Origin of the sequence: Actinomadura soli, assembly GCF_005889715.1 — a bacterium.
Taxonomy (GTDB): domain Bacteria; phylum Actinomycetota; class Actinomycetes; order Streptosporangiales; family Streptosporangiaceae; genus Spirillospora; species Spirillospora soli.
In genome coordinates this window covers 1-23,330 of sequence record NZ_VCKW01000042.1, presented here as the reverse complement: position 1 = coordinate 23,330, position 23,330 = coordinate 1, and the positions used below count along the sequence as shown (strand labels likewise).

25 protein-coding genes and 1 pseudogene are annotated in these 23,330 nt (G+C 71.0%); 16 read left to right on the top strand and 10 right to left on the bottom strand.

Annotation, left to right across the window (positions count from 1 at the left end; translation table 11 throughout):
- The first annotated feature begins 119 nt into the window (after positions 1-119).
- Positions 120-1,028 (top strand): IclR family transcriptional regulator, encoded by a 909-nt coding sequence (locus ETD83_RS11065; protein WP_230420826.1) that lies wholly within the window; start codon positions 120-122, stop codon positions 1,026-1,028.
- An 18-nt stretch (positions 1,029-1,046) separates the two neighbouring features.
- Here ETD83_RS11065 and ETD83_RS11060 read toward each other — a convergent pair whose 3' ends face one another.
- The gene (locus tag ETD83_RS11060) at positions 1,047-1,640 is read right to left on the bottom strand and encodes a flavin reductase family protein (RefSeq protein WP_138644989.1); all 594 of its coding nucleotides are present in this window, start codon (positions 1,638-1,640) and stop codon (positions 1,047-1,049) included.
- Between the two features lie 219 nt (positions 1,641-1,859).
- On the opposite strand from ETD83_RS11060, the gene ETD83_RS11055 reads away from it, so the two are divergent.
- Genes ETD83_RS11055 through ETD83_RS11030 form a run of 6 tightly spaced genes read left to right on the top strand, consistent with a single transcriptional unit; the run spans position 1,860 to position 9,038 of the window.
- The gene (locus ETD83_RS11055) at positions 1,860-2,729 is read left to right on the top strand and encodes an alpha/beta fold hydrolase (RefSeq protein ID WP_138644988.1); all 870 of its coding nucleotides are present in this window, start codon (positions 1,860-1,862) and stop codon (positions 2,727-2,729) included.
- Positions 2,726-4,393 carry an FAD-binding protein gene (locus ETD83_RS11050; protein WP_138644987.1) on the top strand — a complete coding sequence of 556 codons (1,668 nt, stop codon included), beginning with the start codon at positions 2,726-2,728 and terminating at the stop codon, positions 4,391-4,393. The genes ETD83_RS11055 and ETD83_RS11050 overlap by 4 nt, the downstream gene beginning before the upstream one ends.
- Positions 4,390-5,409 carry a ferredoxin--NADP reductase gene (locus ETD83_RS11045; protein ID WP_138644986.1) on the top strand — a complete coding sequence of 340 codons (1,020 nt, stop codon included), beginning with the start codon at positions 4,390-4,392 and terminating at the stop codon, positions 5,407-5,409. The genes ETD83_RS11050 and ETD83_RS11045 overlap by 4 nt, the downstream gene beginning before the upstream one ends.
- 23 nt (positions 5,410-5,432) lie before the next feature.
- Positions 5,433-6,617, top strand: a complete 1,185-nt coding sequence (locus ETD83_RS11040; RefSeq protein WP_138644985.1) for an acyl-CoA dehydrogenase family protein — start codon at positions 5,433-5,435, stop codon at positions 6,615-6,617.
- A 29-nt stretch (positions 6,618-6,646) separates the two neighbouring features.
- Positions 6,647-7,555, top strand: a complete 909-nt coding sequence (locus tag ETD83_RS11035; RefSeq protein ID WP_138644984.1) for a VOC family protein — start codon at positions 6,647-6,649, stop codon at positions 7,553-7,555.
- Positions 7,556-7,559: 4 nt separating this feature from the next.
- Positions 7,560-9,038 carry an FAD-dependent oxidoreductase gene (locus ETD83_RS11030; RefSeq protein ID WP_138644983.1) on the top strand — a complete coding sequence of 493 codons (1,479 nt, stop codon included), beginning with the start codon at positions 7,560-7,562 and terminating at the stop codon, positions 9,036-9,038.
- On the opposite strand, the gene ETD83_RS11025 is transcribed toward ETD83_RS11030, so the two are convergent.
- From ETD83_RS11025 to ETD83_RS11015, 3 genes are all read right to left on the bottom strand, one after another.
- Complete coding sequence (locus ETD83_RS11025; protein WP_138644982.1) at positions 9,031-9,942, bottom strand: NADP-dependent oxidoreductase; 912 nt, start codon at positions 9,940-9,942, stop codon at positions 9,031-9,033. The two genes, ETD83_RS11030 and ETD83_RS11025, sit on opposite strands and share 8 nt — an antisense overlap.
- Positions 9,943-10,044: 102 nt before the next feature.
- On the bottom strand, positions 10,045-10,284 hold the full coding sequence (locus tag ETD83_RS11020; RefSeq protein ID WP_138644981.1) for a ferredoxin: 240 nt from the start codon (positions 10,282-10,284) through the stop codon (positions 10,045-10,047).
- On the bottom strand, positions 10,281-11,432 hold the full coding sequence (locus ETD83_RS11015) for a Rieske 2Fe-2S domain-containing protein (protein WP_138644980.1): 1,152 nt from the start codon (positions 11,430-11,432) through the stop codon (positions 10,281-10,283). Before ETD83_RS11015 ends, ETD83_RS11020 begins: the two co-directional genes overlap by 4 nt.
- A 148-nt stretch (positions 11,433-11,580) precedes the next feature.
- Here ETD83_RS11015 and hsaA point away from each other — a divergent pair, with 148 nt between their 5' ends.
- From hsaA to ETD83_RS11000, 3 genes are all read left to right on the top strand, one after another.
- On the top strand, positions 11,581-12,777 hold the full coding sequence (gene hsaA / locus ETD83_RS11010; RefSeq protein WP_138644979.1) for a 3-hydroxy-9,10-secoandrosta-1,3,5(10)-triene-9,17-dione monooxygenase oxygenase subunit: 1,197 nt from the start codon (positions 11,581-11,583) through the stop codon (positions 12,775-12,777).
- 276 nt (positions 12,778-13,053) lie between these two features.
- Positions 13,054-13,677, top strand: a complete 624-nt coding sequence (locus tag ETD83_RS11005; RefSeq protein ID WP_138644978.1) for a TetR family transcriptional regulator — start codon at positions 13,054-13,056, stop codon at positions 13,675-13,677.
- Entirely contained in the window at positions 13,670-14,107 is a 438-nt protein-coding gene (locus ETD83_RS11000) for an SDR family oxidoreductase (protein ID WP_230420825.1), read from the top strand. The genes ETD83_RS11005 and ETD83_RS11000 overlap by 8 nt, the downstream gene beginning before the upstream one ends.
- A gap of 29 nt (positions 14,108-14,136) precedes the next feature.
- Here the strand turns inward: ETD83_RS11000 and ETD83_RS10995 are convergent.
- A pseudogene (locus ETD83_RS10995) lies at positions 14,137-14,787 on the bottom strand (SDR family NAD(P)-dependent oxidoreductase); the annotation flags it as partial.
- A 156-nt stretch (positions 14,788-14,943) separates the two neighbouring features.
- On the opposite strand from ETD83_RS10995, the gene ETD83_RS10990 reads away from it, so the two are divergent.
- A complete protein-coding gene (locus tag ETD83_RS10990) occupies positions 14,944-16,365 on the top strand; it encodes an ATP-binding protein (RefSeq protein ID WP_138644976.1) in 1,422 nt (473 codons plus the stop codon).
- On the opposite strand, the gene ETD83_RS10985 is transcribed toward ETD83_RS10990, so the two are convergent.
- On the bottom strand, positions 16,366-16,713 hold the full coding sequence (locus ETD83_RS10985) for a hypothetical protein (RefSeq protein WP_138644975.1): 348 nt from the start codon (positions 16,711-16,713) through the stop codon (positions 16,366-16,368).
- A complete protein-coding gene (locus ETD83_RS10980) occupies positions 16,713-17,162 on the bottom strand; it encodes an ATP-binding protein (RefSeq protein WP_138644974.1) in 450 nt (149 codons plus the stop codon). The genes ETD83_RS10985 and ETD83_RS10980 overlap by 1 nt, the downstream gene beginning before the upstream one ends.
- A gap of 107 nt (positions 17,163-17,269) precedes the next feature.
- Between ETD83_RS10980 and ETD83_RS10975 the strand changes: the two genes are divergently transcribed.
- Positions 17,270-18,079 (top strand): helix-turn-helix domain-containing protein, encoded by an 810-nt coding sequence (locus ETD83_RS10975; protein ID WP_171064140.1) that lies wholly within the window; start codon positions 17,270-17,272, stop codon positions 18,077-18,079.
- Positions 18,076-18,261 carry a DUF397 domain-containing protein gene (locus ETD83_RS10970; protein ID WP_138644972.1) on the top strand — a complete coding sequence of 62 codons (186 nt, stop codon included), beginning with the start codon at positions 18,076-18,078 and terminating at the stop codon, positions 18,259-18,261. The genes ETD83_RS10975 and ETD83_RS10970 overlap by 4 nt, the downstream gene beginning before the upstream one ends.
- 255 nt (positions 18,262-18,516) lie before the next feature.
- Here ETD83_RS10970 and ETD83_RS10965 read toward each other — a convergent pair whose 3' ends face one another.
- The gene (locus ETD83_RS10965; protein WP_138644971.1) at positions 18,517-19,530 is read right to left on the bottom strand and encodes a sigma-70 family RNA polymerase sigma factor; all 1,014 of its coding nucleotides are present in this window, start codon (positions 19,528-19,530) and stop codon (positions 18,517-18,519) included.
- A 160-nt stretch (positions 19,531-19,690) separates the two neighbouring features.
- On the opposite strand from ETD83_RS10965, the gene ETD83_RS10960 reads away from it, so the two are divergent.
- On the top strand, positions 19,691-20,275 hold the full coding sequence (locus tag ETD83_RS10960) for a dihydrofolate reductase family protein (protein ID WP_138644970.1): 585 nt from the start codon (positions 19,691-19,693) through the stop codon (positions 20,273-20,275).
- A gap of 34 nt (positions 20,276-20,309) precedes the next feature.
- The gene (locus ETD83_RS10955) at positions 20,310-20,933 is read left to right on the top strand and encodes a class I SAM-dependent methyltransferase (RefSeq protein ID WP_138644969.1); all 624 of its coding nucleotides are present in this window, start codon (positions 20,310-20,312) and stop codon (positions 20,931-20,933) included.
- Here the strand turns inward: ETD83_RS10955 and ETD83_RS42400 are convergent.
- Complete coding sequence (locus ETD83_RS42400) at positions 20,930-22,327, bottom strand: pentapeptide repeat-containing protein (RefSeq protein ID WP_171064139.1); 1,398 nt, start codon at positions 22,325-22,327, stop codon at positions 20,930-20,932. The two genes, ETD83_RS10955 and ETD83_RS42400, sit on opposite strands and share 4 nt — an antisense overlap.
- Positions 22,328-22,433: 106 nt before the next feature.
- Positions 22,434-22,793, bottom strand: a complete 360-nt coding sequence (locus ETD83_RS10945; RefSeq protein ID WP_138644968.1) for a hypothetical protein — start codon at positions 22,791-22,793, stop codon at positions 22,434-22,436.
- A 78-nt stretch (positions 22,794-22,871) separates the two neighbouring features.
- Here ETD83_RS10945 and ETD83_RS44335 point away from each other — a divergent pair, with 78 nt between their 5' ends.
- The gene (locus tag ETD83_RS44335) at positions 22,872-23,291 is read left to right on the top strand and encodes a response regulator transcription factor (protein WP_138644967.1); all 420 of its coding nucleotides are present in this window, start codon (positions 22,872-22,874) and stop codon (positions 23,289-23,291) included.
- Positions 23,292-23,330: the final 39 nt, after the last annotated feature.

The following is a 23,330-nucleotide window of genomic DNA, read 5'->3' as shown; positions in this document are numbered from 1 at the left end:
CCGGGTGACGCCTCACAGTTCCTGCTGAGCTTGCCTTACGCGTCCTCTTTTCAAGAGACCAAGCGATTGCTAGATTCCACATAACAAGAATTCATTTCAGTCTCGCTCCGGGAGGTGCGATGACCGAGGTCATGACGGTGGAGGCGGCGGATCCGGCGGCGCGGCGGGAGTCGCCGCCGTCCATGATCGAGCGGATGACGCTGATCCTGGACGCCTTCAGCGGCCCGTCCGCCCGGCTGACCCTGGAGGACGTGGCGCGCCGCACCGGGCTGCCGCGGTCCACCGCGCACCGGATCCTGGACCAGCTCGTCCGGCAGCGCTGGCTCGCGCACCACGCGTTCGGCTACGGCCTCGGCCGCCGCGCCCTCGGCCTCGGCGGGCAGGACGGCGGGCACGGCAAGATCCGTGAGGCGGCGGCGCCGCTGCTGCACGGGCTGCAGGTCACCACCGGTCTCGTCGCGCACCTCGCCGTCCTGGACGGCCCCGAGGTCCACTACCTGGACAAGCTCGGCGGGCGGCTCGCCGCGTCGGTGCCGTCCCGGGTCGGCGGGCGCGCACCCGCGCACTGCACCGCGCTCGGCAAGGCGATGCTGGCATGGCTGGAACCCGAGCAGGTGGACGCGCTGCTCGGCCCCGGGATCACCCGGTTCACCGACCGGACCATCGGCGAGCTCGGCACCCTCCACCAGGAGCTGCACCGGGTCCGGCAGCGCCGCGGCCTGGCGTTCGAGCGCGGCGAGTCCCACCCCGGCATCGCGTGCGTCGCGGCCGCGATCCGCGGCGCCGAGGGGCCCGTCGCCGGGATCTCCCTGGCCGGGGACATCCGCGCGCCGCTGGAGAACGTCGCGCCGCTGGTGGTCACGGCGGCCCGGGAGGCGTCGCGGATCCTGTTCCCCGGCTCGGCCCCCGGGGTCCGGAGCGGCGGGCGGGCCCCCCCCCGGCGGAGCGGGACGGCCCGGGAGCCGACCTGGTCACCGGAGACGATGAACCGCCTCCTCGCCGTGGACGGACGAGGCGACTGGATGTGAGACCCCGGCCGGTGGCTGTCAGCCCCAGCCCCACCGGTCGCCGATGCCCCACGGGTCGGGGGCGATGGGCGCGTCGGGTTCGTTGATGCCGAACCGGCTGCGGAAGAACACCATGGGACGCCGCCAGGCGCCGTCCCGGACGTCGTGCCGTTCGATGCCGAGCACCCGCCCGACCACGATCTCGTGGTCGCCGGCCTCGTGCACGTCGTGGACGGCGGCGTGCACGCAGAGCAGGACGTCCCGCAGCGAGGGGGTGCCCCAGGGTGACACGTCCCATTCCAGGCCCTCGAACTTCGCGCCCCGGCTCGACCCGAACCGCTCGCACAGCTCCCGCTGCTCCTCGGCCAGCACGTTCACGCAGAACCGTCCCGCCGCCCTGATCCGCGGCCACGAACGGCCGCGGCGGTCCGCGCAGAACAGGATCAGCGGGGGCTCCAGCGACACCGACGCGAACGACTGGCACGCGAACCCGACCGGCTCGCCACGGTCGAGGGCCGTGACCACGGTGACGCCGGTGGCGAACTCCGCCATGGCCGTCCGGAAGTCCGCCGGGTCCGGGGCGGTCCCGGACCCGGCTCCGGAGTCTTCGCTGAGCGCTGGCTCGGCTGGCATCTGTTCACCTCGGGGGCTCATAGCGGCATCACTTCATTTCTAACAAGTGATGCTGAAGCGGCATTGGTCAAGGGGTGCCCGGAGATCCCGATGAGTGGAAGCGGGCGCGGACCGGCGCTCCAGGGGCGCGGCGCGTCCCGCTGATCGGGATCGGCGGGACGGCCGCGCGGCCGGGCGGATTACGTTCCGGGCAAGCCACCCTCGGAGGACTGAGAGATCATGCCCACGGAGTTGACCTACGAGTCGACGCTGCGCGAGCTCGCCACCGACCAGGGCGTCCTGCGCTACCACGAGGCCGGCGAGGGCCCGCCGCTGCTGATGCTGCACGGCTCGGGCCCCGGCGTCACCGGGTGGCGGAACTTCCGCGGCAACCTCGCCCGGTTCGCCGGGCACTTCCGGTGCCTGGTCCTGGAGTTCCCGGGCTTCGGCGTCAGCGACCCGACCGGCGAGCACCCGATGACGGCCGCCGGGGGCGCCGCCGTCCGGTTCCTGGACGGCCTGAACCTCGCCCAGGTCGACGTGATCGGCAACTCGATGGGCGGCATCGTCGGCACGCAGGTCGCGCTGAGCCATCCGGAGCGGGTGCGACGCCTCGTCACGATCGGCGGCATCGGGCGGAACGTCTTCAGCCCGGGGCCCGGCGAGGGCATCAGGCTCCTGATGGAGTTCACCGACGATCCGTCCCGCGAGCGCCTGGTCCGGTGGCTGCACTCGATGGTGTACGACCCGGGCCTCGTCACCGAGGAGATGATCGAGGAGCGCTGGCGGCAGGCCACCGACCCCGGCACGCTCGCCAGTGCCCGCCGCATGTACGGGTCCAAGGCGATGGCGGCCCGCGCGAAGGCGATGGCCCGGTCGGACGAGCCGCCGTACTGGGCGATGCTCCACCGGCTCAAGGCCAAGACGCTGATCACGTGGGGCCGGGACGACCGCGTCAGCCCCGTCGACATGGCCCTCCTGCCGATGCGGACGATCCCCGACGTCCAGGTCACCGTCTTCCCGAACTGCGGGCACTGGGTCATGATCGAGCAGAAGTCCGCGTGGGAGAGCGCCGTCCTGGCGTTCTTGACCATGAAGGACCACGAATGATGCTTGCGTGGGACCACGAGTTCGACCTGGTCGTCGTCGGCAGCGGCGGTGGCGGGATGGCGGCCGCGCTGACCGCCCACGACGCGGGGATGAGCGTGCTGGTCGTGGAGAAGGGCTCGAAGTTCGGCGGCTCGACCGGCATCTCCGGCGGCGGGATCTGGATCCCGAACAACCCGGTGCTGAGGGCGCGCGGCCACGACGACAGCCGCGAGTCGATCCGCCGCTACCTGGACCTCCTCACCGAGGGACGCGTCCCGGCCGCGCGGCTCGACGCGTTCGTCGACCACGGCCCGGCGGCGATGGAGCTGCTCTGCAAGAGCAGATGGATGCGGTTCTTCTGGACGAAGGGCTACGCCGACTACCACCCGGAGCTGGACGGCGGACGTCCGCTGGGCCGGTCCATCGAGGCCAGGCCGTTCGACACCCGCAAGCTCGGCGAGGACGAGCGGCACCAGCGGCCGAACGGCATGAAGGGCCCGCTCGGCCTCTGGATCACCAGCAAGGACTACCACGACCTCGCGATGGCCAAGCGCACCTGGGCGGGGCGGCGGGCGTCGCTGGTGGCGGCGTGGCGCGTGTCGTCCAACGTGGTCCGCCGCCGCCACATGGCGACCGGCGGGCGGGCGCTCGTCGCCCGGATGCGGATGGCGCTCAAGGACGCCGGGATCCCGCTCTGGCTGAAGACGACCATGACCGGACTCGTCACCGACGAGGCGGCGGGCGGCCGCGTCACCGGGATCGTCGCCGCCGGACGCGATGGCACGGCGATGCGCATTCGCGGCCGGAAGGGCGTCCTCCTCGCGACGGGCGGTTTCGACCACAACCAGGAGATGCGCGACCACTATCTCCCCAAGGGCGGCCAGGCGGACTTCGCGATGGGCGCCCGCGAGAACACCGGCGACGGCATCCGTGCTGGCGAGAGCCTCGGCGCGGCGCTGGACCTGATGGACGACGCCTGGTGGATGCCCGCCGTCCGGCACCCGGCCGGGGCGACGATCCCGCTGGTGTCCGAGCGCGCCATTCCCCGGCAGGTCATCGTGTCGCAGGACGGGACGCGCTTCACCAACGAGGCGGCGCCGTACGTCAACTTCGTCCACGACCAGCTCGCGGGCGGGCACGTCCCGGCGTGGTTCGTGATGGACGCCAGGGCCCGCGCCCGCTACCCGTTCGCGCAGATCCTGCCCGGCGCCCCGGTCCCGAAGGCGTTCCACGACGCGGGCATCGCGGTCAGGGCGGAGTCGCTCGCGGAGCTGGCGGGGAAGATCGGCGTCCCGGCGGCGGCGCTGATCGAGACGGTCCGGACGTTCAACGGGTACGCCCGCGCGGGCAGGGACCCCGACTTCGGCCGCGGCGACTCCGCCTACGACCGCTACTACGGCGACCCCAACCTGAAGAACCCGAACCTGGACGTCCTGGACACGGCGCCGTACTACGCGTTCAGGCTGGAGGTCGGGGACCTCGGCACCAAGGGCGGCCTCGTGTCGGACGAGCACGCCCGCGTCCTGCGCGAGGACGGGACGGTCATCGAGGGCCTGTACGTGACGGGGAACTCGTCGGCGTCGGTGATGGGCAACGAGTACGCGGGGCCGGGCGCGACGATCGGCCCGTCCATCGTGTTCGGCTACATCGCGGCGCGCCACGCCGCCGCGGCGGGGCCGCGATGACGGGACTCAAGGCGCGGGTGGTCGACGTCGTCCACGAGACGGCGGAGGCGCACTCGCTCGTCCTCGAACCGGCCGAGGGCGACCGGGACCGGTTCTCCTATCGTCCCGGGCAGTTCCTCACCGTCAGGGTCCCGGCCGAGGACGGCTGGGCGGCGCGCTGCTATTCGCTGTGCAGCTCGCCGCTCACCGACGACCGGCTGAAGGTGACGGTGAAGCGGGTCGAGGGCGGTCTCGGGTCCAACTGGATCTGCGACAACGTCACGGCGGGCGACGTGCTGGAGGTGCTGCGCCCGGCGGGCACGTTCACCCCGTCGTCGCTGGACGACGACCTGCTGCTCGTCGCGGGCGGCAGCGGCATCACCCCGGTCATGTCGATCCTGAAGTCGTGCCTGGCGGGCGGGAGGGGAAAGGTCGCCCTCCTCTACGCCAACCGCGACGAACGATCCGTCATCTTCGCCGACGAGCTACGCGCCCTTACCGAGGAGCACCCCGACCGGCTGACGGTCGTCCATCTCCTGGAGTCGGTGCAGGGGCTGCCGACGCCCGCCACCGTCCGGTCCCTGGCTCGCCCCTACACGCGACGGCAGGCGTTCGTGTGCGGCCCCGAGGTCTTCATGGACCTGGTCACGGACACGTTCACCGGCCTGGGCATGCGGGTGCACGTCGAGCGCTTCTTCTCCCTGGAGAACGACCCGTTCGAGGACCCCGAGGCGCCCGGCGAGCCCGCGCCCGGCGGGGAGATCGGTGAGATCGAGGTCGAGATGGACGGCGAGACGCGGACGGTGCCCTGGCCCAAGTCCGAGCGGCTCCTGGACGCCCTGCTGCGCGCCGGGGTGGACGCCCCGTTCTCCTGCCGGGAGGGGAACTGCTCGGCGTGCGCCTGCGTGGCGCTGGAGGGCGAGGTCACCCTGGACGCCAACGCGGTCCTCGACGCACAGGACCTCGCCGACGGCCTCATCCTCGCCTGTCAGGCGAGGCCGGTCACCGACCGGCTGAAGATCACCTACGACGGCTGACGACACACCACGGGAGACAGGCGATGGCAGCACGGGCGCTGGACGCGATCATGGAACGGGCGGAGCGGATCCGCGGGCTCGGCCCCGTCAACGAGGCACTCGGCCGGCTGGACGACGAGGCCGCGCGGGCGCTCCGCGAGACCGGCGTCATCCGCCTGCTGCAGCCGGAGGCGCATGGCGGCCTGGAGGTCCACCCCCGCGAGTTCGCCGAGACCGTGATGGGCGTCTCCGCCCTCGACGGCTCCACCGGCTGGGTCGCCGGGATCGTCGGCGTCCACCCGTGGGAGATGGCGTACGCCGACCCGAGGGTCCGCGAGGAGATCTGGTCCGGCGGCCCGGACGTGTGGATCGCCTCGCCGTACGCCCCGATGGGCGTGGCCCGCCCGGTCGACGGCGGCTACGTGTTCAGCGGGCGCTGGCAGTTCTCGTCCGGCACCGACCACTGCGACTGGATCTTCCTCGGCGGGATGCTCGGCGACGCGGACGGCAAGGTCGCGCGGCCGCCCCGCTCGCTGCACCTCATCCTGCCGCGCTCCGACTACGAGATCGTCGAGGACTCGTGGGACGTCGCCGGGCTGAAGGGCACCGGCAGCAAGGACATCATCGTCAGGGACGCCTTCGTCCCCGCCTACCGGACGCTCGAATACACCAAGGTCGTGGACGGCTCCGCGGCCCGCGACGCCGGGCTGGCGAACCCGTCCTACCTGATGCCGTTCTCGTGCGTGTTCCCGCTCGGGATCACGGCCGCCGTCATCGGCATCGCGGAGGGCGCGCTGCACCATCACCTCGCCTACCAGCGCGACCGCGTCCAGATCACCGGCACGAAGATCAAGGACGACCCGTACGTGCTGTACGCGATCAGCGAGGCCGCGGAGGAGATCAAGGCGTCCCGGACGGCGCTCCTCGACAACTGCTCGCGCGTCTACGACCAGGTCGCCGCCGGTCACGAGCCGACGTTCGCCGAGCGCGCCACGGGCCGCCGCACGCAGGTCCGCGCGGCGTGGCGGGCGGTGCGGGCGATGGACGAGATCGTCGCCCGGTCGGGCGGGAACGCGATGCGCAGCGACAACCCGATCCAGCGGTTCTGGCGGGACGCGCACGTCGGCCTCGCCCACGCGATCCACGTCCCCGGGGCCGTCTACCACGTCTCCGCCCTCACCGACCTGGACATCGAACCGCCGCAGGGCCCCATGCGCTCGATGATCTGACCCGAAAGCCGAAGAAGGGACCGACGACGATGACGCATATCCGAGGTCTGGGATACCTGAAGGTCCAGACCCGCCACATCGAGCGCTGGCGCGAGTTCGCGCTCGGCGGGCTCGGATTCGCCGAGGGCAGCGGCCCCGACCCGGACGGCCTGTACCTGCGCATGGACGAGCGCCGGGCGCGCCTCGCCGTGCTGCCCGGCGACGGTGACCGGGTGCTCGCCGTGGGCTGGGAGGTCCGCGACCAGTACGCGCTGGCCGCCGTCCGGGAGGCCGTCGAGAAGGCCGGGACGGCGGTGACGGCGCTGACGCCGGAGGAGGCGGCGGAGCGCGACGCCGAAGAGGTCATCGCGTTCACCGACCCCGGCGGCACCCCCGTCGAGGTGTTCTTCGGACCGGTGCTCGACCACAGCCCGCTGCGCACCGGCTTCGCGCAGAAGTTCGTCACCGGCGCGATGGGCATGGGCCACGTCGTACTGCCCACCCCGAACTTCGCCGCGACCGTGGCGTTCTACAACGAGGTGCTCGGCTTCCTGCCGCGCGGCGCGATGAAGGTCGGCGGCGGCAAGGTCCGGATCCGGTTCATGGGCGTCAACCAGCGGCACCACAGCCTCGCGATCTGCCCGGCCCCGCACGACGGCGACCCGGGGCTCGTCCACCTGATGGTGGAGGTCGACACGCTGGACGCGGTCGGCACCGCGCTCGACGCCGTCACCGCGCAGGGCTTCTCGATCTCCTCGACGCTCGGCCGCCACACCAACGACAGGATGGTCTCGTTCTACGTGCGGGCGCCCGGCGGCTGGGACATCGAGTACGGCTGCGAGGGCCTGCTCGTGGACGAGACGTCCTACACCGCCGAAGAGATCACCAAGGACAGCTACTGGGGCCACGACTGGTCAGGCTCGGAACCGCTGGCCGCGTTCGTCCCGCGCGGGAAGTGACGGCGTGACCTCCCGGCCTTCGGTCGAGCCGTTCGCGGCGAGCGGCATCGGCGCCTTCGACCACGAGTGCGGCGTGCTCGTCGTCGGGTTCGGATGCGCGGGCGCGGCGGCGGCGTTCGAGGCGGCGCGGTCGGGCGCGGACGTCGTCGTCCTGGAACGGGCGAGCGGGCCGGGCGGCACGTCCGCGCAGTCGGGCGGCGAGCTGTACCTGGGCGGCGGCACCGAGATCCAGAAGGCGTGCGGCTTCGACGACGACCCCGGCGCCATGTACGCCTACCTGGAGGCGGCGCTCGGCCCGAACGCCGACACCGCGAAGCTGCGGCTGTACTGCGACGGGAGCGTCGAGCACTTCGAGTGGTTCCGCGAGCGCGGCGTGCCGTTCAACCCGACGTTCTACGACGCGCCCACCTGGATGCCGATGTCCGAGGACGGGCTGATGTGGCTGGGGGAGAACGCCTGGCCGTACAACACGATCTCCCGCCCCGTCCCGCGCGGGCACCGCCCGGCGGCGGGCGGGTTCGGCGGCGGCGTCCTCATGGAGCGGCTGTCGGCCGCCGCGACGGCGGCGGGCGCCGTCACGCACACCGACACCCTCGCGACGAACCTCGTCCTGGACGCCACCGGACGCGTCACCGGCGCCGTCGCCCGCAAGTACGGCAACACGGTCACCTACCGCGCCCGCAGAGCCGTGATCCTCACGACCGGCGGGTTCGTCGACAACGACGAGATGCTCGCCGACCACGCGCCGCTGCTGCTCGGGCACGGCAAGGTCAGCGACGGCCTGGACGACGGCTCCGGCATCCGGATGGCCACCGCGATCGGCGCCGCCACCCGCCGCATGTCGGTGGTGGAGATCGCGCTCACCGCCCTGCCCGCGATGGTGTGCCGGGGGATGCTCGTGGACGGTCTCGGCCGCCGCTTCCTCAACGAGGACGTGTACCCGGGCCACTGGAGCGTCCACGCCGTCAAGCACCAGCCCGGCCCCTACTGGACGATCATCGACGAGGAGGGGTTCGAGGACGTCCCCGAACCCGACCGCTGGGGCCTGCGCCCTAAGCACGTCACCGAAACGCTCGCCGAACTGGAGGAGTCGTTGGGCATGCCCGCAGGCTCCCTGGAGTCGACGGTCGAGACGTACAACCGGCACGCCGCCAACGGCGAGGACCCGTACTTCCACAAGGACCCGAAATGGCTGCGCCCCCTGAAACCGCCGTTCGCGGCGATCGACCCGCGCGCCGGATTCTTCGGCGGCGGGACGGGCTCCGCGACGGGCGCGGCCGGATTCACTCTCGGCGGGCTGCACACCACCGTGGACGGTGAGGTCCTGAACCACTCCGGCGTCCCGGTGCCCGGCCTGTACGCGGCGGGACGCGCCGCGTCCGGCATGCACGGCGAGGGCTACGTCAGCGGCACGTCCCTGGGCGACGGCACCTTCTTCGGCCGCCGCGCCGGCCGCCATGCCGGGACCGCCGCGATCAGGTGACCGTCAGGACGACCTTGCCGCGGCCGTGGCCGGTGGCGACCTCGCGGTGCGCGTCCGCCGCCCGCTCCAGCGGGAAGACGCCCCGGACGTGGATCTTCAGCCGTCCCTCGTCGTAGAAGCGGGCCGCCTCGGCGACCCGGGACGCCGACCGCTTGTCGGGCGTGATCCGGACGCCGAGCTCCGCCGCCCGCCCGTGCTCGACCATCGTGATGATGCGGTCCTTGTCCTTGACGAGCTTGAGCGAGACGGCCAGGGCGTCGCCCCCGGCACCGTCGAGCGCGGCGTCGACGCCGTCCGGCGCGGCGGCCCTGACCCGCTCCTCCAGCCCGTCCCCGTAGGCGACCGGGATCGCGCCGAGCGACCGCAGGTACTCGTGGTTGCCTTCGCTCGCCGTGCCGATCACGGTGGCCCCGGCGATGCGGCCGAGCTGGACGGCGACCGTCCCGACCGCGCCCGCCGCCGCGTGCACCAGCAGCGTGTCGCCCGGCCCGACCGCCATCTCCTCAAGCGCGATGTGCGGGGTCATCACCGCGGCCGGGAAGCCGCCCGCCACGTCCCACGGCATGCTCGCGGGCTTGGCCGCCAGCGCCGCCGCCGGGACGACGACGTACTCGGCGTAGGCGTTGAGGCGGCAGTTCCCGATCACCTCGTCACCCACCTCGACCACGGTGACGCCGTCACCGACCTGATCGACCGCACCCGCGAACTCGTTGCCCGGCACGCGCGGGAAGCCCTCCGGCGTCCCCGGCGGCGACCAGCCCTCCCGGACGGCCAGGTCGTACGGCTGCACCCCGGCCGTCCGCACCCGGACCCGCACCTCGCCCGGCCCGGCCGCAGGCACGGGAACGTCCAGGATCGTCAAGACCTCCGGCCCGCCGGGCTCGGTGAATCCCGCAACTCGCATGATCGTCCTCCCACATCGCTCATCGACCGATCGGGAAGGACGCTATGACCTCAACCAAACCTGAGGTCAACCGGTCACGACGGCTTCGGGAGCGGCGGTCGATCATCCGGCCACCCTGAGGGCGCCGGTCAGCGCCGCCTCCTGGATGGCGGACCGCAGCGCCGGGCAGGTGCCGGACGGGTCGTCGCCCAGGCTCACGCACGAGGCCCGCGCGGCCGCGTTCCACTGGATGCTCGTCTGCTCCCAGCTCGCCTTGCGCACCAGCACCTCCGCGGCGCAGCGGCGGCACCGGACGGGCAGCAGCGGGCCGTCCAGCAGCCGCTCGTCCTGCCGCGCCGTCACGCCGAGGCCCCCTCGCGCCGCGCGAGGTTCTCCTCGACCTCCTTCTGCCACGACTCGACGGGACGGGTCGTGTCGATCTCGAACTCGAACCGGTCGGTCATCTCGGGCCTGATGTCGGCGACGTCCACGTAGAACTGCTCGTACCAGCGGCGCAGCTGGTAGACGGGGCCGTCCTCCTCGCACAGCAGCGGGTTGTCGATGCGGGTCTTGTTCCGCCAGATCTCGATGTCCTGCTCGAACCCGGCGAGGATGAACGACGACAGCTTCTCCGCGGTCGCCTCCGCGGCCTCCGGCGGCAGCTCGTCGCTGTGCTGGACGATGATCCCCGAATGCAGCGAGAACGAGTTCTGGTCGATCGGGTAATGGGAGTTGATCAGGACGGACCGCAGGTCGAAGCCCTCGTAGTGGTACGTCAGCTCGTCGATCATGAAGGACGGCCCGTGGTAGGACGCGACGGAGCTGTTGCCGAGCATCCGCGGCCCCTCGCCGCCGCCCTCGCGCCGCGCGTCCGGACGGCTCTTCCCCTTCATGATCTGCGTGGCGACATGCCCCTCGAAGACGTTCTTGAAGTACGTCGGGAACGAGTTGTGGATGTAGAAGAAATGCGCCATGTCGACGACGTTGTCGATGACCTCGCGGCAGTTGGTGTGGACGACCGTCTCCGTCCACCGCCAATCGGTCCAGTCGTCGCGGCTCGCGCCCTCGATGACGGGGATCGTCACGTCCGCCGGGGGTTTGCTCCCCTCGGGGTCGTTCCACACGAACAGCAGCCTGTCCTGCTCCATCGTCGGCCACGCCGCCGTCCGCGCCCGCAGCGGCACGCGCCGCGAGTACGGGATCTTCTTGCAGCGCCCGTCGCCGCCCCACCGCCAGTCGTGGAACGGGCACGCGATCTCGTTCCCCTTCACGGTGCCCTGCGAGAGGTCGCCGCCCATGTGCCGGCAGTAGCCGTCCAGCACGTTGGTCTTGCCGTCCTCCCCGGTGAACACCACGAGTTTCTGGCCGAAGGCGTTGACCGTGTGGGGCTTGCCGTCCTTGAACGTCCCGGCCGGTCCGAGGCAGTGCCATCCCCGGGCGAACCGGGAGGAGATGGCCTCCGCCTCGATGGCTCGGACGGCGTCCGACTCGGCTGCGGTCACGTGGATCATCCCTTCGGCGACGGATGGGGTGATTCGAACAGTAGGCCGCGGGCCGCGGGCCGGTCCGGCGAGTCCCGCTGGCCGGGACGTTCCCGCCCGTGGCGGCACCCTGACATGGTGTCCTTCAACGGCTTTGGCGAGAAGACGAGGAGCGGGGATGAGGAACGAGGTCCTGGAGTCGGTGCGGGGGCTGCTGCCGGAGATCTCCGAGCGGGCCAGGTCCGTGGACGAGAAGGGGCGCATCCCCGCCGAGACCGTCCGCGACCTGACCACCGCCGGCGTGTTCCGGATGCTGCAGCCCACCCGCTACGGCGGCGCCGAGGACGATCCCGTCGCCTTCTACGAGGTCATCCGGGCGATCTCCGGCGCCTGCGGCTCCACGGGCTGGGTCGCCGCGGTCCTCGGCGTCCACTCCTGGCACCTCGGCCTGTTCGCGGACGAGGCCCAGCGGGAGGTCTGGGGCTCCGAGCGGGGGGCCGTCCCCCCGCGGAAGGCAGGCCCGGACACACTGATCGCCTCGTCCTACGCCCCGATCGGGCGCCTCACCCCCGTCGACGGCGGCTTCGAGGTGACGGGCCGCTGGTCGTTCTCGTCCGGCTGCGAGTTCGCCGACTGGGCCCTCCTCGGCGCGCTGGTCGTCGGCGCCGAGGGACGTCCGGTCGACTTCATGACCGTCCTGGTCCCGCGGACGGACTACCAGATCCGCGAGGTCTGGGACTCGATGGGCCTGCGCGGCACCGCCAGCGACGACATCGTCGTGGAGCGGGCGTTCGTCCCGTCCCACCGCGCCATGCGCAACTTCGAGCAGGCCCAGCTCCGCAACCCGGGCCGCAAGGTCAACACCGGCCCCCTCTACCGGATGCCGTTCGGGACCATCTTCACCAGCACGGTCGCCGCCAGCGTGATCGGCATGGCCGCGGGCTGCCACGACCTGTACGTCGCCAGGATGCGGGACCGGATCCGCCTCAGCCTCGGCGGCGGCCGCTTCGTCGAGGACGAGTTCGCCCAGGTGGCCGTCGCCCGCGCCGCGTCCGAGATCGACGCCGCCATCCTCCAGACCGACCGGAACGTCCGCGAGATCCACGACTACGCCGTCCGCACCGAAAGAATCCCGATGGAGCTCCGCCTGCGGGCCCGCCGCGACCAGGTCCGCGGCACCGAACGCGCCATCCAGGCGATCGACATCCTGTTCAAGACGGCGGGCGGCAACTCCCTGCACCGGGGCAACGTCATCGAGCGCGCCTGGCGCGACGCCCACGCTGGCAGCGTCCACGTCGCCAACGACGTCGACCACGCCCTCTCCATGTACGGCCGCGGCGTCTTCGGCCTCAAGGTAGAAGACAACCTCGTCTGACCGAGGACGCGTCCGCGGCGAGAAGGGTAAGGAAGCCGGACGAGCGTGTGGTCCGCTGAGCAAGGCGCCTACTTCGCACCGGAAGGGCCTCCTGCCACAGCTCCGACCTGACGGTCGGATCGGCAGGGGGCCCTTTCGCGTGTTCGCCGAGCGAAACCCTGAAGGCGCGGTGGGGCGGGGCGGGCGTCCCACTGACCGGTATCGGTGGTCGCCGGGGGTGCCGGCGCTGCGGATATTGTTCCTTGTCAGCACCGGGATGGAGCGTGGGGGAGGACCGTGGCGAGGATCGCGTCGGCGAGGCTGTCCGCCGAGCCGAGCTCACCCGAGCAGCACGACCGCCGGCGGCGCATCCTCCGCGCGGCGGCGCGCATCGGGGCGGAGAAGTCGCTCGAACGCGTCCAGATGCACGAGGTGGCGAAGGAGGCCGGGGTCGCGATCGGCACCCTGTACCGGTACTTCCCGTCGAAGGTCCACCTGTTCACGGCGGTCATGGCGGCGCAGGTCGACCGGCTCCGCGAGCAGGTCCACCCGCCCGCGCCCGGCAGCAGCCCCGAGGACGCCGTCGCCGACCTGCTGGTGCAGGCCAGCCGCTATCTGATGGCGCAGCCGGTCCTGTCGACGTCGATGCTGCACGCGTCCAACACCGCCCATGTCGCGACGGTCGCCGACACCGTCCACATCGACAACACCTTCCGCGAGATCCTGCTGCGGACCGTCGGTATCGAAGACCCGACCGTGCACGACGTCACGCTCGTCCGGCTGCTGATGCAGTGCTGGTACGGGGTGTTGCAGTCGAGCCTGAACGGCCGCGCGTCCATGGCCGATGTCGAAAGTGACATCCGCCTGGCCTGCAAGCTCATCCTCGCGCCCCGCTCCAACGCCCCGCAGAGGCGTGCCTAGGAGGAACGATGGCACGCACCATCGTCGCGCCGCCGCCGTCGGCTCGATCTCCGGGACGCACCACCCGGTGGACGACGCCGTCGTCCGCGCCTGCCTGGACGGCGACGAACCCGCCGCGCTCGAAGCGGCCGCCAGGGCCGTCGAGGCGGGCGCCGGGCACACGCTGTACCCGTCGTCGAAGTCGGCGCTCGCCCAATGGCTGCGCCGCGCGTGTGTCACCCCCGGCTGGGCGGGCGCGGGCATCCCGCTGAACGCGATCGCGCCGGGCGTCGTCCGGACACCGATGACCGCGCCGCTGTTCGAGGACGAGCGCATGCTCAAGGCCATGAACGGCGCCGTCCCGATGCCGCTGAACGGCCACGCCGACGCCGAGGTGATCGCCGAAGCGCTCCGCTGGCTGATCCGCTCGGACGCGGGGGACGCCAGATAGCTCACGAACGTCCCGACCCGCTCGGGCGCCATCACGTCCAGCCCGCCGGGGGAGGTGCCCACGCCGAACGACGCCTCCGTCATCGCGGTCCGGGCGCGCGGGCAGATCGCGTTGGCGCGGACCCCGTACCGGGCCAGCCCGGCGGACGTCGACAGCGTCAGCGCCACGATCCCCGCCTTCGCCGCCGAGTAGTTCGGCTGCCCGGCGGGCCCGAACAGGAACGCCTCCGACGCCGTGTTGATCACCCGCCCGTACACCGGGCCGCCGGTCGCCTTGCTCGCGGCGCGCCAGTGCGCGGCGGCGGCGCGCGACACGGCCGCATGCCCCTTCAGGTGGACGTGGACGACGTCGTCCCAATCGGATTCGGACAGGTTGAACAGCATCTTGTCGCGCAGCACACCCGCGTTGTTGACCACGATGTCCAGCGACCCGAACGTGCCGACGGCGGCCGACACCAGCGTGCCGCCCATCGACCAGTCGCCGACGTCCCCGGTCACCGCGACGGCCTGCCCGCCCGCCTTGGTGATCTCCGCGACGACGTCGTCCGCGGCCGGTCCCATGTCGTTGACCACGACGTTCGCGCCGTTCGCGGCCAGCGCGAGCGCCTCGGCCCGGCCCAGCCCGGCGCCCGCGCCGGTGACGACGGCGGTGCGGCCCGCCAGGGACAGATCGGCGTTCATCGGAGCCTCCCGGGGTCGTGACGGCCCGTCGGAGACTAGTACGTGTTCTAGTTTGCCCCGGTGTCCCGTCCCGCTGAGCGGTCACGCCGCTTCTTGTAGCCGCGAGCTAGGTAGACTGAATCTACGTAGATTGGATCTACATAGTTCGGAGCCAGGATGTTCATCGGCAGGAAGACCGAGCTGGCGCTCCTCGCCAAGCGGCTCGAACGGGTCGCCGCCACGGGCGCGGGGACGGCCGTCGCCCTGCGCGGGCGCCGCCAGGTCGGCAAATCGCGGCTCGTCCAGGAATTCTGCGACCGGTCGGCCGTGCCCTACGTCTTCTCCACGGCCACCAAGGGCGCCTCGCCCATCGAGGCCGTGTCCGCGTTCCTTCGCGACCTCAAAGAGTCGGCGCTGCCGGACGACCCCGAACTCGTCCCGCGCCTCGACAACGGCAGTTGGCCCGACGCGTTCCGCATTCTCGCCTCCGCTCTCCCCGGCAGGCCGTCAATCGTCGTCCTGGACGAGATGCCATGGCTGGCCGAGCAAGACCCCCTTTTCGACGGCACGCTGCAAACGGGATGGGACCGGCTGCTGGCGTCCAAGCCCGTCCTTCTCCTGCTCCTGGGCAGCGACGTCCACATGATGGAAAGGCTCACCGCCTACGACCGCCCCTTCTATGGACGCGCCGACAACCTCGTACTCGGCCCGCTGAACCCGGCCGACACGGGCGAGGCCCTCGGACTGGACGGGGCGGACGCCATCGACGCGCACCTTGTTTCCGGCGGCCTGCCCGGCATCATCCGCACCTGGCCGCACGGAACGCCCGCACTCGAATTCATGGAAGCCGAGTGCGCCGACCCGGCCGCCGCGCTGTTCAATGTCCCGGAGGCGTCGCTGCTGGCCGAATTCCCCAACCCAGACGTCTCCCGTCGCGTCCTGGAAGCCATAGGCGCCGGTGACCGAACCCATGCGAACATCGCCGCAACCGCCGGAAACCGAGACGGAGCCCTCCCGTCCGGAACCCTCTCGCCGCTCCTGCGCCGCCTCACCGTCGAGAAGGACGTCCTGGCCGTCGAGGAACCCCTTTCCACGAAACCGGGAAAGCCCGCCCTCTACCGGATCTCCGACAGCAATCTGCGTCTCTACCTGAAAGCCCTCCGCGCCGCGCACGAACAGGCGCGACGGGGCCGTCCCGAAGCGGGCTTCCGCGTCATCCAGCGCCGCTGGCCGTCATGGCGCGGACGCGCCGTAGAGCCCCTTATCCGCCAGGCCCTGGAACTGTCGGAACTGCCCTGGCCGGACGTCGAGAGCGTCGGCGGCTGGTGGAACCGCCAGTTCAACCCGGAAATCGACCTCGTGGGCGCCGACCGGGCCCCCATCGCGAACCGCGTCTACTTCGCCGGTTCGATCAAATGGCACAACACGCCGTTCGACGCCCACGACCTCGCCGACCTCCGCCGCTCCGCCACCCAGGTCCCCGGCCTCGATCCCGCGACGACCGGACTCGCGGTCGTCTCCCTTTCCGGAATCGAGGCCACCGACCCGATCGACCTCGCCTGGACACCCCACGACGTCGTCGCCGCCTGGCGTCCCTGACTACCAGGTCGCGGGGAACATGCGGTGCTTCAGCAGCAGGTCGACCTGCTCTGCCGCCGCCTTCACGTCCCCGCAGGGGAAGAGGTAACCGAACCGCCCGCGCTGCGCCTGGTAATAGGCCCACCCGCCGCCGGGAATGGCGCGGACGCTCACCAGCACGCCGACGTCCTCGGCGACTCCGCTCGCGTAAATCCACAGCAGCGGCACCGGCAGTGGAAACTGCTCGCGCTCGTAGAGCTTCACGCAGCGCCATCCGTGCGCCTTCGCCGCGACGGCGAGCACTTCGAGAAGCCGTACCGTGTTCGGGCGATCCCTATGCGTCCGCCACCGGAGAAGAAAGCGCTCCATCAGACGGCCACCTTCGCCCAGACCCATTTGCCGTACGGCTCGGTCTTGGTCACGCTGCACTCCATCGACAGGGCCTGGACGATCGGCAGCCCGCGCCCGCCCGTTCCCGCGTCGTGCCCGGCGTCCAAGGCCCGCGCGTCGGGGACGATGTCGTCCAGCGACAATTCCACGAGCGGCCCGACCGCCGGCATCGCGTCCGACGAGTCCCAGACGCCCAGTACGACGGCCCCGATCTCCCGGACGAGCCGCACCCGAATCTCCAGATCGGGCGTGCTCCGCACCGCATTGGTGATCAATTCACTGGCGACCAGATAAAGGTCGTCCGCGTTCCCGGCCATACCCCACTCCCGCAGCCGCAACTCCATCAGCGCCCGCATCATCCCCGGCGCAGTACACGCCGCCAGAAGCGACATATCCAGTTCGCCCGAATTAAGCGCATTGATCCCCACGTTTTCCTCCTTCCGTCCTCGAATTCACGAGACAAGCGTCCTGTCGCCGAGTTACTTTGGCCACACTTTCAATGGCGCAGAAAACAAAGGATCTTGGGAGAACGGCGATGGAAAGTCACGACTCGTTGGATCCGCGCTCGTCCTTGTGGGACCTCGTGGCCGTTCAGCTGCGGCTTCAGCGCCTGAACCACGGGTGGACGTGTCAGCAGGTGGGCGACGTGGCGAACGCGTCGCGCTCACATGTTTCCAACTGGGAGGCAGGTCGCAGGCGTCCCACCCAGGCGAACCTCGCGCCGCTGGACGAGGCGTGGGACACCGCCAACCTGCTCACGAGCCTGGCCGAACACGCCAAGGACGGCCACGACCGCCCCCGCGTCGGCGCCTTCCTGGACTACGAGCGCACCGCGGCGTCCATCAGGAACTACAGCTCCGACGTGATACCGGGGCTGTTGCAAACAGATGACTACGCCCGTGCACTGTTCCGGCGAGGCGGAGTGGTGGACGACATCGACAGTGCCGTCAGAGACCGCATGACGCGGCAGAAGCGGCTCTACGAATCCAACCCGCCCCAACTGTGGGTCGTCCTCGCGCAGCCGGTGCTGTGGTGGCAGGTGGGCGGCGTAGACGTGATGCGTGGACAACTCGAACATGTGCTCCGTGTCTCGGAGCTCGATCACGTCAGCGTGCGGGTTTATCCCGTAGCGGCGGGCTGGCCGGGAGTGAGTGGCTCGCTGGTCCTGATGGCCACGCGGAACGCCGAGGTCGCTTATCTGGAGTCGGGCCGTATGGGGAGGCTGGTGGACCGTCCGCCCGAAATACGTGAGTTCAGCGTAAGCTACGACCGCATTGGGGCGCACGCGCTCCCAGAGGAGCAGTCACGTACGCTGATCGAGCACATGCTAGGGCTGATGAAATGAACATTTGGCGGAAGTCCAGTCACAGCGATGAGACTGGAGGTCATTGCGTCGAATTGGCTCACATTGCCAACGGCGTTGCTGTCAGAGACAGCAAGGATCTCGAAAGCGGCCACCTCACCCTCACCCCCGGAGCCTTCGCCACCCTCATCGACCGCGTGAAGCGGGACGAGCTTCCCCGCTGACTCCCCAAGCTTCCCTTCGAGCCCCGGCTGAGGCCGGGGTTCATCTATGTGGCGAACATCAAGGTCTCGGCCTTGATCGTCCGCGACAACAGCGTCGTGGAAACATCTCGACCACCGAGGCCTCTGCGGCGCGAACAGGACAGCCCGCTCATCGCCCGCTGGTGACCCGCTGCCGACCCCGGCCGAACGCAACGCGCCGCCCCCTGCCTGATCAACCCGCAGAGCGTCCACGACACGGTCGCGCTGGACAGGTGGCTAGCGGCTGGGGAGTGATCGGGGGAGGTCGAACCAGGGGAGGACGGTGTTGTCGAATCGGGTCAGGGCGCGGATCCGGTCGCCGGTGAGCGTGAGGACGTAGAGGCCGGTCCCGTGGCTGACGCCGTTGGGGGCACGCAGGTAGGCTCCGAATGCCGGTTGGCCGTTGGCTCGCGCCGGGACGAGGTCGAACCTGCGTCCGGCGCCGAACAGGGCGGCGCAGAAGCGGGCCACGACGTCCCGGCCCTGGTACTCGAAGGGCATCGGCGGCATCGACGCCAAGACGTCGTCGGTCAGCAAGGCCACCAGCGCATCGATGTCGGCGGACTCCCACGCGCGGACGAACCTTGCCACGAGCGCGTCCTCGGCCGGGGACCCGGCGGTGGGCGGAGGCGGCTGCTGGTCGGCGGTCGCCGGTCGATGGCGCTGGACGCCGGCGCGCGCTCGCTTCAGGGCGCTGTTGACCGATTCGACGGTCGACTCCAGCATGTCGGCCACCTCACGGGCGTGGAATCCCAGGACGTCGCGCAAGACCAGGACGGCGACCTGGCGGGGCGGCAGAGCCTGCAGGGCGGTGACGAAGGCCAGGGAGATGGCCTCGGTCTGCTCGTAGCGGGCCTCGGGTCCGAGCGACACCTGGGGCGCGCCCTCCAGGACGGCGTCCGGGAACGGCTGCAGCCAGACGACCTCGCCGAGGCGGGTCGGCTCGGGCGGTTCGACTCCGGGCACGTCCCAATCCTTGGCCGGACGCCGGCCGGCCGCGCGGCGGGCGTCCAGACACCGGTGGGTGGCGATCCGGTACAGCCAGGTGCGCAGCGAGGCCCGTCCTTCGTACCCGCCGAGGCTTTGCCAGGCGGTCAGCAACGTGTTCTGCAGAGCGTCCTCGGCGTCCTCGAAGGATCCGAGCATCCGGTAGCAGTGCACCCGCAGTTCTCGAAGGTACGGCTCGGTCAACTCCCCGAACGCCGCACCGTCACCGGCTCGCGCCTGCGCGATCAGATCGGCTGCCGCCACTCGCACCCTCCCCCTTCTTCCCACAGCCTGCCGCACGTCCACCCTTGTACAGGCGCCGGCCGATGAACGAACTGGGCGGTCGGCGGGCGCCCGATTTCTCGCCACCGCGGCGCCTGTACGGGTGACCGGCGAACAGCGCCGATACGAAGGAGGATCGCAAATGGGCAAGATCGTGCTCAGCGGCCCGCAGAACGTCTCGCTGGACGGGGTCGTCCAAGACCCCGACGGTGCGGAGGGCTTCGAGCGGGGCGGCTGGTTCGGCCAGTTCGGGGGTGAGGACCTTCAGGCATGGAACAAGGTCGCGCTCCAGGAGGCGCTACGGGCCGAGGCATGGCTCCTGGGACGGCGAAGCTACGAGTTCTTCGGTGCGCGGTGGCGGCCCCGCAGCGGCGAACTCGCCGACAGGTTGAACAGCATGCCCAAATACGTGGTGTCCTCGACGCTCGAAGAACCGGACTGGAACAACACGACGGTTCTCAGCGGCGACGTGGTGAGCGAGGTCTCGAAGCTGCAGCGGGAACTGGACGGAGAAATCGTCGTCCCGGCCAGCTATCGGCTCGCGCGCACGCTGGTCGACCACGACCTCGTCGACGAGGTACGGGTGGTCGTCTTCCCGGTCGTGGTCGGGGCCGGCGAGCGCCTCTTCGGCGAGGCCGAACACACGAAGCCCATGCGCTTCGCCGGCGCCAAGACCGTCGGTGACGGACTGGTCCTCCTCACCTACGAGTTCGTCCGAGACGCCTGACACTCCTGCCGCGCAGGCTTCTTAGGATGATCTGGTGCTTGAGGCGGGTTCGGAGTCGTATTGGAATACCAATGTCGCTCGGCATGCGGGGATTCTTCGTGCCGTTCCTGAGGGGTGCGGGGCGGCGCTGGACGTCGGGTGCGGAGACGGGCTGCTCGCGCGGAAACTGCTCGGCCGGGTCGGGCGGGTGACCGGCATCGACAGCTCATCGGAGATGGTCGTCCGTGCTCGGGAGCTTGGTGCCGGGGCGCGGGGGCTCAGCTTTGTCGAGGGCGACTTCCTCACCGCCGATCTGCCTGCGGCGGGCTTCGACTTCATCTGCTCGGTGTCGGCGATCCATCACATGGACTTCGAGGCGGCGCTGACCCGGATGCGCGGGCTGCTGCGTCCCGGCGGGACGCTCGTGGTGGTCGGCCTGGCCCGGGAAGCGTCCCCGGCCGAGTGGGCCGCGAAGATCGCCGCCGCTCCTGCGGTACGCATCACGAAGGTGCTGCGCCGTGCGAGCGGGCCCGACGGGATGCCGGTCGCGGCCCCGCTGATGAGCTACGGGCAGGTGCGGGACGCGGCGCGGCGGCTTCTGCCCGGCATGCGCTATCGCCGTCATCTGCTCGGCCGGTACTCGCTGACCTGGGACAAGGCCGCAGGCGCGGAACACTAGAAATCGAAGAAGACGTCACCTTGAGCGACGTTTTCCGGCTTCGTTGAGGCGCTTGCCGGTGGGTGCGGGTCGATGCGGGGACGCGGCGGTTTTGCGCGCACGCGGAACGTGTCGTCGGTGACCGGGTCGGACGCCTGCCTGAACACCTCGGCCAGGCGGTCGTTGGGCCATGTCGTGGTGCTGTCCCAGGTGGCTCGGCCGAAGAGGGACGTCGCCAGGGACACCTCCTCGGCGGTTGAGGAATGCTTCATGCCGATCCAGAACGTGGCCCTCGTGAAATCCGCGCCGGTCAGATCCGCGCCGGTGAAGCCCGCACCCAGGAGACGGCTCCCGGTGAAGATCGTGCGTACGAGCGTCGCGTTGGTGAACTGCGAGAAGCCGCACTCGGGCGCGCCGCCGAGGTTCAGTCCGGCGAGATTGGCGTCGCTCAGGTCGGCCCTGCTGAAGTCGGCGACGATGCCGAGTTCGGCGCCGCGCAGATCGGCTCCGACGAGCTTGGCTTCGGTGAAATCCCCATACAGGCCGTCGCCCATGGAGTCCGCCCCGGACAGGTCCGCGTGGCGCAGATCGGCGCCGCTGAGGTCGGCGCGGGTGAGGTCGGTGCGCGGGGGAAACCTGACGCCGCGGAGGTCTGCCCCGCGGAAGTCCCCGCCGACGAGGCGGGCGATGGCCGTGGCGTCGTTCGTCTCGATCAGTTCGGCGAGATCGGAGTGCTGCCCGGGCGGTAGGGGAGTCCCGGTGCGGTCGCCTTTGACGATCTCCTCCGGGACCACCGATCCGTGCAGGGCGTACAGGCACCAGCCGTCGCGGTAGCGCATCGCCGGGCCGTCACGGCGGTGCAGCCGCTCGTCCGCCTGACCGTGTTCGCTCCAGGGCGCGAAGTGCACTTCGATCGGCCGCTCCGACACCACGCACACCCGCTCGAACGGCCACCAGCCGCCGCAGGAGCCGACGAGGTCCTTCCAGAGGGTCAGCCGCTGCTCCCACACCTTCCGGCGACGGGCCTTGGCCCGCCACCAACGCCGTCTGGGGAGGCCCGCCTCCCCGCCCCTGAGCTCCGGGGGCCTGCCTGCGAGTTCGGGCAGCAGCCAGGCCCCTGGCGAGGGGCCACCGTGTGCTTCCGCGATCGCATCTTCGGCGGTCGGGCAGAGATCATCGTCTGGCGGGCCGGCGGCCGCGGGCGAGTCGATCCAGACCAGCCGTGGCTCCGCCGCGCCGATCAAGCGGTACAGGCCGATGATCGCGGCTTCGGCGGTGGGCCGGTCGGCGGGAGCGCTGGCCCGAGCATCCCCCGGCCACCCGCTCCGCAGGCGGGCGGCCAGCTCCGCCAGCTCCGGAGTCCGTGCGTCCGCGAGGACGTAGATCTCGGTGTTGAACGGGTAAGGCGGCCCCATATCTGGTCTGTATCACGGGCAGGTGGGCGCGTCCATGCCATCCGGGCGGGCCGTGGCCCGCGAGGCGCCCCCGGCCGCGTGATCGCACGCTGGATGAGCGGGGGGTTCAGGTCTGAACGAGTCGTTCGGCATGTCCGGCCTCGTCGCTCCGGACGAGGCCGGGCCGTGCGCCGCGGAACCGCCAGCGCGTGACGACGCCGTCCGGGCCGTCGAGGCCGGCCCGGGACAGGGCCGCTTCGATCCGGCCGCGGACTTCGGCCTCGGCCGCGGGTTCGGCAGCGAAGAGCACCCGTAGCCGTACCTCGTCGCCGGAGCGTGCTGCGGTGGTGTGGTGGGGCGCCAGCGGGCACGGCGGCTCGTGCTCCCAGTGCCCGCAGAGCGCGACGGTAATGGCTGCTCCTGGAGCTCGCACATCACCGTCCGCTTCCATGCTCACCACCGCGTCGTGGACGAAAGCTTGGCGCACTGGGCCAGTATCCACCGAGTTGTCGCCATTTGTCCGCCCCGCTTCAGAAGCTCCTGTGTTTTCCGGGATTATGGGTGAATGTCGCCCGTCGAGGTGTCCGAGCGCGAGGCCGAGGTGCTGGACGCGGTCGGACGGCATCTGACGAACACGCAGATCGCGAGCCGCCTGCACATCTCGGTGCGGACGGTCGAGAGCCACGTGTCGTCCCTGCTGCGGAAGTACGGGGTGACCAACCGGCGTGAGCTGGCGATACTCGCGTCGGAGCGGCAGCGGGGCGAGCGCGGCGAGGAGGCCGGGACGGTCGCCGGGCTGCCCGCGGCGCGCACCTCGTTCATCGGGCGGGGCGAGGAGCTGGCGGAGATCGAGGCGGCGGCCGGTCGATCTCGGCTGGTGACGCTGCTCGGGCCGGGCGGTCGGCGAACCCGGCGACCGCGTCCAGCAGGTGCTCGCAGTTGTCGAGGACGATCAGCGTCCGGCTCCGCCCCAGCCGCTCGATGATCGCCGTGTGCAGCTCGGTCTGCGGACGTTCGGTGACGT

What these genes read in the sequence shown, in the direction of transcription:
- ETD83_RS11045 (WP_138644986.1), top strand. Translation starts at nt 4,390, where the DNA reads ATGACGGGACTCAAGGCGCGGGTGGTCGACGTCGTCCACGAGACGGCG.
- ETD83_RS11025 (WP_138644982.1), bottom strand. Translation starts at nt 9,942, where the DNA reads ATGCGAGTTGCGGGATTCACCGAGCCCGGCGGGCCGGAGGTCTTGACG.
- ETD83_RS10990 (WP_138644976.1), top strand. Translation starts at nt 14,944, where the DNA reads ATGTTCATCGGCAGGAAGACCGAGCTGGCGCTCCTCGCCAAGCGGCTC.
- ETD83_RS42400 (WP_171064139.1), bottom strand. Translation starts at nt 22,327, where the DNA reads ATGGGGCCGCCTTACCCGTTCAACACCGAGATCTACGTCCTCGCGGAC.
- ETD83_RS11035 (WP_138644984.1), top strand. Translation starts at nt 6,647, where the DNA reads ATGACGCATATCCGAGGTCTGGGATACCTGAAGGTCCAGACCCGCCAC.
- ETD83_RS10970 (WP_138644972.1), top strand. Translation starts at nt 18,076, where the DNA reads ATGAACATTTGGCGGAAGTCCAGTCACAGCGATGAGACTGGAGGTCAT.
- ETD83_RS11065 (WP_230420826.1), top strand. Translation starts at nt 120, where the DNA reads ATGACCGAGGTCATGACGGTGGAGGCGGCGGATCCGGCGGCGCGGCGG.
- ETD83_RS11015 (WP_138644980.1), bottom strand. Translation starts at nt 11,432, where the DNA reads ATGATCCACGTGACCGCAGCCGAGTCGGACGCCGTCCGAGCCATCGAG.
- ETD83_RS10975 (WP_171064140.1), top strand. Translation starts at nt 17,270, where the DNA reads ATGGAAAGTCACGACTCGTTGGATCCGCGCTCGTCCTTGTGGGACCTC.
- ETD83_RS11050 (WP_138644987.1), top strand. Translation starts at nt 2,726, where the DNA reads ATGATGCTTGCGTGGGACCACGAGTTCGACCTGGTCGTCGTCGGCAGC.
- ETD83_RS44335 (WP_138644967.1), top strand. Translation starts at nt 22,872, where the DNA reads ATGTCGCCCGTCGAGGTGTCCGAGCGCGAGGCCGAGGTGCTGGACGCG.
- ETD83_RS11055 (WP_138644988.1), top strand. Translation starts at nt 1,860, where the DNA reads ATGCCCACGGAGTTGACCTACGAGTCGACGCTGCGCGAGCTCGCCACC.
- ETD83_RS11040 (WP_138644985.1), top strand. Translation starts at nt 5,433, where the DNA reads ATGGCAGCACGGGCGCTGGACGCGATCATGGAACGGGCGGAGCGGATC.
- ETD83_RS10985 (WP_138644975.1), bottom strand. Translation starts at nt 16,713, where the DNA reads ATGGAGCGCTTTCTTCTCCGGTGGCGGACGCATAGGGATCGCCCGAAC.
- ETD83_RS10960 (WP_138644970.1), top strand. Translation starts at nt 19,691, where the DNA reads ATGGGCAAGATCGTGCTCAGCGGCCCGCAGAACGTCTCGCTGGACGGG.
- ETD83_RS11060 (WP_138644989.1), bottom strand. Translation starts at nt 1,640, where the DNA reads ATGCCAGCCGAGCCAGCGCTCAGCGAAGACTCCGGAGCCGGGTCCGGG.
- hsaA (WP_138644979.1), top strand. Translation starts at nt 11,581, where the DNA reads ATGAGGAACGAGGTCCTGGAGTCGGTGCGGGGGCTGCTGCCGGAGATC.